General features: G+C 42.6%; 11 protein-coding genes. All 11 read left to right on the top strand.

Annotation, left to right across the window (positions count from 1 at the left end):
- Positions 1-8: 8 nt before the first annotated feature.
- The 11 genes from CEF13_RS24975 to CEF13_RS24925 all read left to right on the top strand — a co-directional run bounded on the left by CEF13_RS24975 (position 9) and on the right by CEF13_RS24925 (position 10748).
- Positions 9-1028 (top strand): ATP-grasp domain-containing protein, encoded by a 1020-nt coding sequence (locus tag CEF13_RS24975; protein WP_102715011.1) that lies wholly within the window; start codon positions 9-11, stop codon positions 1026-1028.
- Positions 1029-1192: 164 nt separating this feature from the next.
- Positions 1193-1891, top strand: a complete 699-nt coding sequence (locus CEF13_RS24970) for a hypothetical protein (RefSeq protein ID WP_102715009.1) — start codon at positions 1193-1195, stop codon at positions 1889-1891.
- Between the two features lie 17 nt (positions 1892-1908).
- A complete protein-coding gene (locus CEF13_RS24965; RefSeq protein WP_102715007.1) occupies positions 1909-3003 on the top strand; it encodes a toxic anion resistance protein in 1095 nt (364 codons plus the stop codon).
- A gap of 310 nt (positions 3004-3313) precedes the next feature.
- The gene (locus CEF13_RS24960; RefSeq protein WP_102715005.1) at positions 3314-3874 is read left to right on the top strand and encodes a hypothetical protein; all 561 of its coding nucleotides are present in this window, start codon (positions 3314-3316) and stop codon (positions 3872-3874) included.
- Between the two features lie 263 nt (positions 3875-4137).
- Positions 4138-4935: a TerC family protein gene (locus tag CEF13_RS24955; RefSeq protein WP_102715003.1), complete on the top strand. Its 798-nt coding sequence runs from the start codon at positions 4138-4140 to the stop codon at positions 4933-4935.
- Positions 4936-5005: 70 nt separating this feature from the next.
- Positions 5006-5596, top strand: a complete 591-nt coding sequence (locus CEF13_RS24950; protein WP_102715001.1) for a thymidine kinase — start codon at positions 5006-5008, stop codon at positions 5594-5596.
- A 406-nt stretch (positions 5597-6002) separates the two neighbouring features.
- A complete protein-coding gene (locus tag CEF13_RS24945) occupies positions 6003-7220 on the top strand; it encodes a cation:proton antiporter (protein WP_102714999.1) in 1218 nt (405 codons plus the stop codon).
- 21 nt (positions 7221-7241) lie between these two features.
- Entirely contained in the window at positions 7242-7730 is a 489-nt protein-coding gene (locus CEF13_RS24940) for a cation:proton antiporter regulatory subunit (RefSeq protein ID WP_102714997.1), read from the top strand.
- Positions 7731-7865: 135 nt separating this feature from the next.
- Complete coding sequence (locus tag CEF13_RS24935) at positions 7866-8858, top strand: MerR family transcriptional regulator (RefSeq protein ID WP_102714995.1); 993 nt, start codon at positions 7866-7868, stop codon at positions 8856-8858.
- 83 nt (positions 8859-8941) lie between these two features.
- On the top strand, positions 8942-9628 hold the full coding sequence (locus CEF13_RS24930; RefSeq protein ID WP_102714993.1) for a class I SAM-dependent methyltransferase: 687 nt from the start codon (positions 8942-8944) through the stop codon (positions 9626-9628).
- A gap of 67 nt (positions 9629-9695) precedes the next feature.
- On the top strand, positions 9696-10748 hold the full coding sequence (locus CEF13_RS24925; RefSeq protein ID WP_102714990.1) for a LacI family DNA-binding transcriptional regulator: 1053 nt from the start codon (positions 9696-9698) through the stop codon (positions 10746-10748).
- Positions 10749-10862 lie beyond the last annotated feature (114 nt).

Raw genomic sequence — 10862 nt, 5'->3', positions numbered from 1 at the left:
GAAGGAATTTGAAGATGATCCGGGTTTACATGAATCGTTGGTTTTCGGTAGCCTACCATTATATTAATATGATACGCAATAATCCAAATGGCGAGCAATATGAGTTTTACGGAACGCATCCTGATATTAACCATCTATCGCTTATAGCGGCTGACCATAAGGATATTGAACCAGCGGTTGTTGGATTGGAATATGTTCAGTTTTGTGTAGATTTCTGTAAACGCAATAAGATCGATCTATTTATTCCGCGCCTTCATATGGAGGATATATCCAGACATGCACATTTATTTGATGAGATTGGCACTAAAGTGATGGTCTGCCGCGATATCGAGCTGCTTGATTCTATGATTGAAAAGGATAAATTTTATGAAGCGTTAGCTGATATGGAGTTGGTCGCCATACCGGATTATCGTGTTGTGAATACAGCCGAGCAATTTAAGCAAGCCTATGAGGAGCTAACGGCAGCCGGACATCAAGTTTGCTTTAAGCCGACGAAGTCCGAGGGCGGAATGGGCTTCCGTATTATTAACAATGATCGTGATCCGCTAGTTGAGCTGTATGGTTATGTATCCTTATCTACTACATTTAAGCAGGCTTATGAAACCTTGTCTTCTACTGATCGATTCGATAGTATTATGGTTATGGAGCTGCTAAGCGGTACCGAATACAGCATTGATTGCGTCTCAACGGCTGAAGGGGAGCTCCTTACGGCGATCCCGCGCCGGAAGTCAGCTGGACGAATGTATTATTTAGAGGATACGCCTGAGCTGCTGGATATTGCCGACCGTATTGCCAGAGCGCTGCGAATTCCATATGCGTTCAACATTCAAGTACGTTACAGTAATGGTATTCCTAAATTGCTTGAAATTAATCCGCGTATGTCAGGCGGACTTTATATTACTTGCCTGTCCGGCGTGAATATGCCTTATCTCGCTGTTCAAGCGCTGCAAGGCAAAGCAGTTGAAGCTCCAGTACCGCAATTTGGAATTCAGGCTGGTTATGTAGAGCAGCCATTAATTATGAAGTGATTGCTTGTCATATTAATGAATAAATCACACAAGCTGCAAGAGAAATGGGCGAGAGCCCATTTTTTTATTTATAAATTGACTTGAGTACACTAAAAACGAGATAATTGATTATGAATAATTGTATTTACAGCATGTTCCGGCGTAATCAAGATGGAGGTGCAGCAATGAAAAAAACGTTAATTTTAGCTTTGGGCAGCTACGTGGTTGCCATCGTTGTTTACTGGCTTACTTCTCCTTATTTAGCAATTGCGATTCCCGCTCTCGGCATGTTTGGCGCTTTGATGTGGAGAAAACGAGATTTGAAAGCAATCGGACAACAAACAGGGGGGCCGGAGCTGCAGCATGGAACGCAGAATCCGCCTATTGGGCAGCAGCAAACAGGCTCGCCAGCTAATGCGGGGATGCTTAATCAAAGCCAGCAGCATTCCGCAGAGCAGGGAGCAGCCGCACACCCGGTCATTTCTGATCCGGAGCTTGCTTCTGCTTTAGAGTACATTGGAATCATTGAAGATATGATTTTGCTCGAAGGTGAGCAGAATAACCTAGATGATGAGATTGTACAGAAAACGTTAGCCTTGTTATCGCGTCTTAATCGGTTGATACCTGATCTGGTCGCTTTGGGAGATCCCAGCATCAACCACAATATCGTTCGTCTAATTAGGAAAGACCTCAATTCGACCATTAATCCATTCCTGCGCTTAAGCGGCGAAGCGAAACGTCAGAACAGACGGCTCCTGCTTGATGGCATTAAGGATGTTGATTCTAAACTAACCTTTTATACAAAAACAATTGAACAGAAGGATTTAATGGAGCTCCGAACGAAAGCTGAATTAATGCATCAACGTTATCATCTTACCGACTAATAGAGGGGGAAATGGCAATGGCGCAACAATTGGTTCAATTGAAGAATGAAGATTTAAACAAGCTGGAGCAAGAAGTGCAAAGCACGATGCAGAAGGTAGCTACTACCGATGCAATGAATTTAGATTCACTAATGGACGAAATTACAAAAAAGGGTCAAAAAACGTTGGAGCGCTCGGGACAAACGCTTACGATGCTGGAGCGGCCGCTCTCTGATCTGATGTCTGGCAAAAGAACGGAAGTAGCAAGCAATATGCTGAAGCTGCGAAGCGAGGTCGAGGATCTTAGCAAAAGCAGACAGCAAAGCTTAATGCAGAAGCTGCTGCGCAAAGCGCCGATGAAAGCTTATATTTATAAATATCAATCTACGAAAACGAATGTACAAGCTATCGTCAAATCCTTGCGCGACGGCCGTGACACTTTGGAAGAAAACGTCGTACACATGCGGAACCTTAAACGCAGCAGTCTAGATAATGTGTATGATCTTCAACTGCTTGTTGAATATGGCAATCGTCTTAAGAAGATGTTCGAGGATGAAATTGCAAAGCCCGAGAACGAGCTTCGGAAAACCTATTTAGAGCGCGGACTACGCAAGGTCGTTACGAAGCTGCAAACCTATACGGAAATGATCATGCTCTACCAGCAGGCTATTGCGGCAACCGATATTATTAACGATACGAATGACAAGCTGATGGATGCACTCGACAGCTCCATTGATAAGACACAGCATCTCATGTCGGTATCCGTACTCATCGCGAGTGCGATTGACGATCAGATGAAAGCGATTGAAGCGGTTAATTCAACGAATGAAATGCTCGGCAATCAATTCGCAGAGAACGCGCGTCTCTTAAACGAAACGAGTGACAGAGCTAATCAAGCATTAACGAAGCCAGCCATGAGCATGGAACTGGTGGAGCGTGCGATGTCAGATCTATTCTCGGCAATGGATAAGTATGAAAATTCTAACCGTCAAATTATCCAAACGGTGTCGCAGCAAACGGAGAAAATGACTCAAATCAATCAGCAGGTTGGACAACGTCTCGGTATTGGAGCGGGCGCTGGAGCAAGTCAAAATGAGCTTCCGCCATCTGTGACAAAAGGATTTTTGGAATAATCATCATTCAATCTTATCAAGGACGAGCTCTCGAATAGAGCTTGTCCTTTTTTTGTAGGCTTGGTTAGGTTTATCGAGGGATAAATCGGCTCATAAATTAAGCAAAACCGGCATATTTTATAGGAAAAACGAGGTGATCACACTATGCTTGGACGTATTGTTCTAGCCGTAATTATTGTGGTGCTGATAATCGTTGCAAGCTCGGAAAAAGCAGATGCTATTCTGGAAAAATATAACTAGCCTCTATTAGAATCCCTCCCTCATTTGGTATAATGGTAGGTGAGATACTAGATGATTGGAGGGATTCCCTTTGGAGTTCACTTATGAAATTATTTCGGAATCCAATATAAATGTTCGTTTCATCTATGGCGGGGAATGGTTCACCTTTAATCTATTCAATCAGGATGAGCAGTGGATTCTTCATCCGTTCGATTCATCCCTTATTCGCAATAAGGATATGAGCAGACTCGTCATCGCAGATCTGCTTCAACATAAACCCTTTCAGGTCATGTTAGCCAAGGAAGGGATTATTTTGTCGGAATTAAATACGTCTGTACCGCTTGGCAGAGAGGACGAGCCTGCCAGTTATGAGGAGCTGCCGCGCTTTGATCGTCAGTCTGATATTATAAGTGACTTGCGATCAGACTCTTCGCAAGCTTCACTTGATATTGATGGGCTCATTGAGGAGAACGAGCTTGTGGATCTTATCCGAATGGAAGTGGAATTAATCGAGGCTCGACAACATATTTACAATCAAATTTTGCATCGGATGTTTATGGCTGACCTAGGCCCAACAGATCCTGAATTTCAAAGGATACAGCAAATTGTCAAAGCGTATGGAGAGGCGAAGTCTCGTCTGCAAGCCATTTGATTCCAAATAAAATAAATACAAAAAATGAAACGTATTGGGTATAAAGCTCGTATCAACATGTGTACACTAAGCAAATTAAACTTGATACGGTTGAATACAAACTCCAAAGGGGAGTAGCTGCCACAATAAAGTCGTCAATACGGGAATTGACCTTCCCCGGCTTTATTGGCAACGTTTCGGCGTTGTTAGCGAGACCTTTGCCTAATCAAGGCAAAGGTCTCTTTTTTTATGTATTCAACCGTAAAAAACGAGGAGGACAACAAATGGATTTTGGTTTATTGATGGAATACGGCTGGGTGCTGCTCATTCTGATCGCCATTGAGGGCTTGCTTGCAGCCGATAACGCGCTGGTGCTTGCCATTATGGTGAAGCACTTGCCGGAAAAGGCAAGGAAAAAAGCATTGTTTTACGGCTTGGCGGGGGCATTCGTATTCAGATTCGGATCATTATTTGCGATCTCTTTCTTAGTAAATGTATGGCAGGTACAAGCAATAGGAGCCCTATACTTATTGTTTATTGCGTTAAATCATATTTTCCGAAAAGTATTATTTCATAAACATAAGGAAGAAGCGGTTAAAGAAGAGAAGCCCGAGAAGAAGAAAAGCAGCTTCTGGCTCACTGTCGTTAAAGTAGAGATTGCGGATATCGCATTCGCGGTTGATTCCATTCTTGCAGCGGTTGCTCTTGCCGTAGCTCTTCCGGCGACAACTCTTCCGAAAATCGGAGGTATGGATGGCGGGCATTTCTTGGTTATTTTCATTGGCGGATTCATAGGCCTCGTCATTATGCGTTTTGCGGCAACCGTATTCGTTAAGCTGCTGGAACGCAAGCCTGGTCTTGAAATGGCTGCTTTCTGTATCGTAGGTTGGGTTGGTGTGAAATTAGCAGTATATACGTTGTCTCACCCGGCATTGGATATTATTCCATATGAATTTGCGCACTCCACGGGCTGGAAGGTAACCTTCTATGTTGTACTTGTTCTAATTGCTGTATCCGGCTGGTTCTTATCGAGCGATAAAGAAGAAGGAGAAAAAGAAGGAATTGCGAAAGCTGCTCATTAACGAAATGCTTGGGTGCCGTCATTTCTTCCTGTATAATAAAAGAATTGAACTGATTCTGGAGGAGATTTGATTGGCTCAGCTTTATTACAAATACGGAACGATGAACAGCGGGAAATCGTTTGAGATTATTAAGGTAGCTTATAATTATGAGGAGCAGGGCAAGCCGGTACTGATCTACTCCCCATCGATAAGCGCACGAGGAAATGCTGATCGCGTAGGCTCTCGAGTCGGCTTCGAGCGGGATGCCATTCCGGTTTATAAAGAAACCAATTTATATGAAAGTGTCAAATCACGTGTCGCTGCATCAGCTAACGGCAAAATTTATTGCGTACTTATTGATGAGGCGCAGTTTTTGAAGAAGCATCATATTCTTGAGCTTACTCAGGTTGTAGACGAGCTTAACATACCTGTTATGGCATTTGGGTTAAAAAATGATTTTCAAAACCAGCTGTTCGAAGGCAGCTATAATCTACTTGTGCAGGCGGATAAAATCGAAGAAATTAAAACGATTTGCTGGTACTGCGACCGCAAGGCAACGATGGTTATCCGCTTCAACGACAGTCAGCCCGTGAATGCGGGCGAGCAAATACAGATTGGCGGCAATGAGGATTACAAGCCGGTATGCAGACGCTGCTATAATGAGGCATTCCGCAAGGCGTAGAATGTAACAGTGTCATCCCCAAGAGCTCTCGGCCTTTATTACAGGCCGAGGGCTCTTTTTGTCTATCGCGCCCGCGCTAAAGAAAATTACATGTCCTTTCGCCAGTCGGGACAGGTTGGAAGGTATTCGCAGGGAATACATTGGTTATCATATTAAAAACCCTCCCGATCGGGAGGGTTTTAATTTAGGCTATGTACAGCTTTTCTTGGTAAATGTACTAAACAATTTCCACGATGCATATTTCCTGCATGATTAATACCCACTGAACATAGAGATTTAATGAACAAATTCCGAAAAAGCCGCGATTTTATTGGGTTTTATCTGTCTTTATCCTTGGATGGTTATGCGTTTTTCTGTATAATATAGGTGATCGCCCACAATAAATAGGGAGGGAGATAAACATTGTATGGACCACATGATCTTTGAAGTAGGAACAGCTTTATTATTAATTGCAATTGCTTCTGTAATTGCCAGTAAGATGAGGTTTTCCATCATACCGTTTTTAATCGTTCTCGGAATGTTAGTAGGACCGCATGCCCCAACAATCGGCATATTTGATTTCAGGTTTGTTGAAAGCGAAGAATTAATATCATTTCTAGGACGAATCGGGGTTCTCTTTCTATTATTTTATATAGGATTAGAGTTTTCCGTCTCTAAATTAGTCAAATCGGGTCGTAATATTGTATTTGGAGGTACAATATACGTACTATTAAATTTTGTAATTGGTTTAGCTTATGGATTTTTGGTTAATTTTCCCCTATATGAAACATTGATTATTGCTGGTATGCTGTCCGTATCCTCTACAGCAATCGTAGCCAAAGTATTAGTTGATCTTCGACGTACCGGTAATTCAGAAACAGAGCTGATCTTGGGCATGATTTTGTTCGATGATCTTTTTCTAGCTGTATTTCTTTCCGTCATGTCAGGCCTGCTTCTTGGAGGAGCAACTTCCATCGGAGGAATTATTGTTTCTGTAGGAATATCGATGGGATATATGCTTTTGTTCTTTATAATTGCTCGAAAAGCAACCCCGTTATTAAACAAGCTGTTAAATATCACCTCTAACGAAATATTTATTATTGTCGTATTTTCCGCATTATTTTTCATTGCAGGTTTCTCGGAAACTTTGCATGTCGCAGAAGCCATTGGCGCATTGCTGTTCGGTCTAGCCTTATCGGAAACGGAGCATAGCAAGCGAATTGAACATCTTGTAATACCATTCCGTGACTTCTTCGGTGCTATATTTTTCTTTAGCTTTGGATTAAGCATTGACCCTCTAACTCTTGGCGATGCTGCATGGATAGCAATAGGAGCCGTATTGCTAACTATTATTGGAAATTTGCTAGCCGGTATGATAGCGGGCAGAAATGCTGGACTTTCCCATAAAGCATCTACGAATATTGGGCTTACGGTGATGGCCCGAGGCGAATTTACGATTATTGTGGCCAACTTAGGAATAGCTGCAGGGTTAATGCCGCTGCTTAAACCGTTTTCCGCTCTCTATGTTCTAATATTGGCTATTCTTGGTCCGCTATTGACAAAAGAATCAAAACCTATATATGCTGGCTTAAATAAAATATTCAAATGGAGCAAAGCAAAAGAAAAAGATAAAAGTGTAGGATAACAGAACGGAGGATGTTGAAAAATGAGTACGATAAGAGAATCCGATCTGCCTGGTATTGGTAGAAAATTTCAGGTGGATACGAGATCAGGAGATAAATTGGTTATTGTTATCCATGATGATGGTAGAAGAGAAATCTATCATTTCGACGATGACGACCCGGATGAGACGATCTCCCAAGTAACCTTAGAGGATGAAGAAGCTAGACAAATCGCATCTATTATTGGCGGAATGAGTTATAAGCCTAAAGCGCTCGAAACGATTGAAGTGTCTCTTGATGAGTTAGTTATTGAATGGTGCAAAATAGAATCGAATTTTAAATGTGTGAATAAATCCATCGCTGAATTAGAGGTTCGCCAACGTACGGGAGCCACGATTCTTGCAATTGTAGAGAAGAAGAAACAGAAAATCAATCCAGGACCGGATGACCTGTTGGCTGCGGATATGACTGTTGTTATAGCAGGAGAAAGAAAGCAGATTCGGTTATTGAAAGAGCTATTGTTGAACGGATAGTTAGAAAAACGTAGTGAAAGTTACCAAGAGAAGTGCATCCGCTTAATACGGATGCACTTCTTTTGGTTCATTTGTCTCTTTACATTCACGTAACGTTAACGTTTAATGGATGAAAGTGTAGAGGGAGGCGTTGCTATGAAAATAAAAGAAATTGCTGATAAATTAAATATTTCTCCCAGGGCGATTCGGTTTTATGAAGAAAAGGGATTAGTTGCGCCTCTTAAACAGGAAAATAATCAATATCGCGAATTTTCCGAGAAGGATATTTGGCGATTTCAAACGATCATTTCACTTAGGGAAGCGGGAATGACTATAGAGGATATAAAAAAAGCTTTGGCAGCTATGGAAGGAGAACAATATAATGAGCTGCAGTATTACTTAGAGCTTCAACGCTCTGTCATGTTCGCGAAATGGCTGGAAATCAAACAAATTATTGAAACGACAGACCATATGATACATCTATTAAAAAGCGAGAAATCTGTACCGATCGAACATATATACCAGCTTGCAGAAGGCTCCAAAAGGCTGAGGGACCAAAGGAGTAATTGGCATGATCAATGGAACTTTGACCATTTGGCCATTAATCATGACCAGCGTGTATTAAATAATGTTCAAGAATTTAAGGACTATGAAGAAGCTCTAACGATGACCGTGAAATGGATTTCTGCGATACCGGGTGAACGGGGTCTGGACATGGGTACCGGAACCGGGAATTTAGCTGGAAAATTGATAGCGCAAGGAGCAAGAATGGCTGGAGTGGATCAATCCAAAGAGATGCTCAAGCAATGCCGAATTAAATTTCCTCATATGGAAACGAAACTTGGCAATTTTCTCGCTATTCCTTATCTTAACGGAGGATTTGATTTTGTAGTATCCAGTTTTGCTTTTCATCATTTGACGGACGGACAGAAGCTGCTGGCCCTTGAAGAAATGCGAAGAGTATTGAAGCCCCGCGGACGCATCTGCATTACCGATTTGATGATTGCTGAAGGGCAGAAAGCGGGCTATGATGAGCCATATACAAAAATTGACGAGCTGATAAGCTGGTTTGAAAGCAAGGGCTACTTCACGAAATATTATGCAATTAATGAAAGGCTTCATATCGTTTATGCTATCCCTATTAGATGAGAATGACATATTGACCTTCTCGTTACGTTAACCCTTATTGTAAGAAGGGAGTTCGTTCATGATATCGAGGGAGGATCATTTGCATGCCAAATCATACGAGAATATATAGGGAAGAAGCGGAGAAATATGATCAGTTAATTGCGAAGCAGCCTAATCTTGGTCCATGTATGGAGGAAATTAGAGATTACAAAGGTCTTGAAATTGTAGACATTGGAGCAGGTACAGGCAGACTTACGACTGTATTGGCACCGAGTGCTAAATCCATTATTGCTCTTGATGCATCAGAATCTATGCTGCAGGTTACAGCTGCAAAATTAAGGAAAGCGGGGCTCGCAAATTGGTCAACTAAGGTAGCTGATCATAGTAAGCTGCCTTTGGAAGATCAAAGCGCTGATCTCATTGTTGCAGGCTGGACGATCGGTTATGTAGCCAATACGGATGTCCAGAACTGGAAGAGGAATATTGAACAAGTAATCGCAGAAATGAAACGCGTTCTAAGACCGAATGGCACCATTATTATTTTTGAAACGATGGGAACCGGAACAGAAACGCCTAATCCACCTCTATTTTTAAAACCGTATTATTCATTGCTGGTTGAACAATATGGATTTTCCCACAAGTGGATTCGAACGGACTATAGCTTTGATACGACTGCGCAAGCTGCCGAGCTGACGAGGTTTTTTTTCGGAGATGAGGCAGCAAGCAAAGCACTCCAACATCATTCGTCCGATTTTCCTGAATGTGCTGGCATTTGGTGGCTTCATTGTTGAAAAATGTTGAAGAAACCGTTAATGTAACAAGATAGACTAGTTTGATGAAGGGACGATAGCGTAGGATATGAAAAAAATTACGCTGCAACTCATTGCAGACAAGCTGGGCGTATCCAAAGCGCTGGTGTCAAAGGCTTTATCAAATGATCCGGCCGTGAATGATACCACTAAGGACACGATTTGGAAGACAGCCGAGGAAATGGGCTATCCAATCAAAATCCCTCGTAAATCGATTCCGACATCGCTTACCGGCAATCTTGCTGTGCTTATGCCGCGCGCTTATTTGGACGATATGGAATATTGGGGTAAGGTGCTGCATGGCATAGAGATTGAGCTGGCTAATCATAGCCATAGCATCATTTTGTCCAGCATAGATACAAATCTATCTCCGAGAGAGGGACTTCCCTCCAGTATATACGAGAAAAAAATCGACGGTGCGATCGTATTGGGACAATTGCCGGAAGGCTTTATTGAAGTTTTGTCAGCGAGCGGATTCCCGTATGTGATGGTAGAGGATCATCTGTTGGACCCGTCAATCGATCATGTGCTTGCGAATCATTTTCTTGGCGCTTATCAGGCAACAACTCATCTGCTTGATGTAGGCCATGTGAAGCTTGCATTCGTTGGAGATGTTTTTGCCTCGTGGAGCTTCCGCGAGAGAAGCCGTGGATTTCAAGAGGCAATTCGGGATTATAACCGCAGAGGCAAAGGAAATGCAGAAGCTTTCACAATCGATGGCATCGGGATGAATGAGTCGGGACTGTACCAGACGACCGAGCTTGCCAAAGGGCTGAGCCGTCAGGTGAAATCGGATCAGCCGGTGACGGGTCTTGTTTGCGGAAATGATCTGACGGCTTTAGAAACATTGAAGCTGCTTCAAGAGTGGGGAGTACGCTGTCCAAGTGACATTTCCATAATCGGCTTTGATGATTTATCGTTAACTGAAGTCATGAATCCGAAGCTTACCACGGTCCGCGTGCCTAAAGCGGATCTTGGTATCCGCGCAGCGCAGATGATTTTGCGCCGAATCGAGAATCCTAGCGCAGTTCCGGAGCATGTGCTGCTCTCCACGCATCTAATCAAGCGAGCGTCAGTAGCTGATTTGTTAAATCGAGGTTGAGCAATAACAAACATCCCTTTCGTACAAATGTGCGGAAGGGATGTTTTGAACCAATTGCATGCAGCATTTGATTAGAAGCTCATTTCCCTTTATATTGGATGAAAATAGATGGAA

This window comes from Paenibacillus castaneae (genome assembly GCF_002884445.1).
Lineage (GTDB): Bacteria > Bacillota > Bacilli > Paenibacillales > Paenibacillaceae > Pristimantibacillus > Pristimantibacillus castaneae.
Note: the sequence above shows the minus strand (reverse complement) of the source record. Positions and strands in the feature narration are given on the sequence as shown.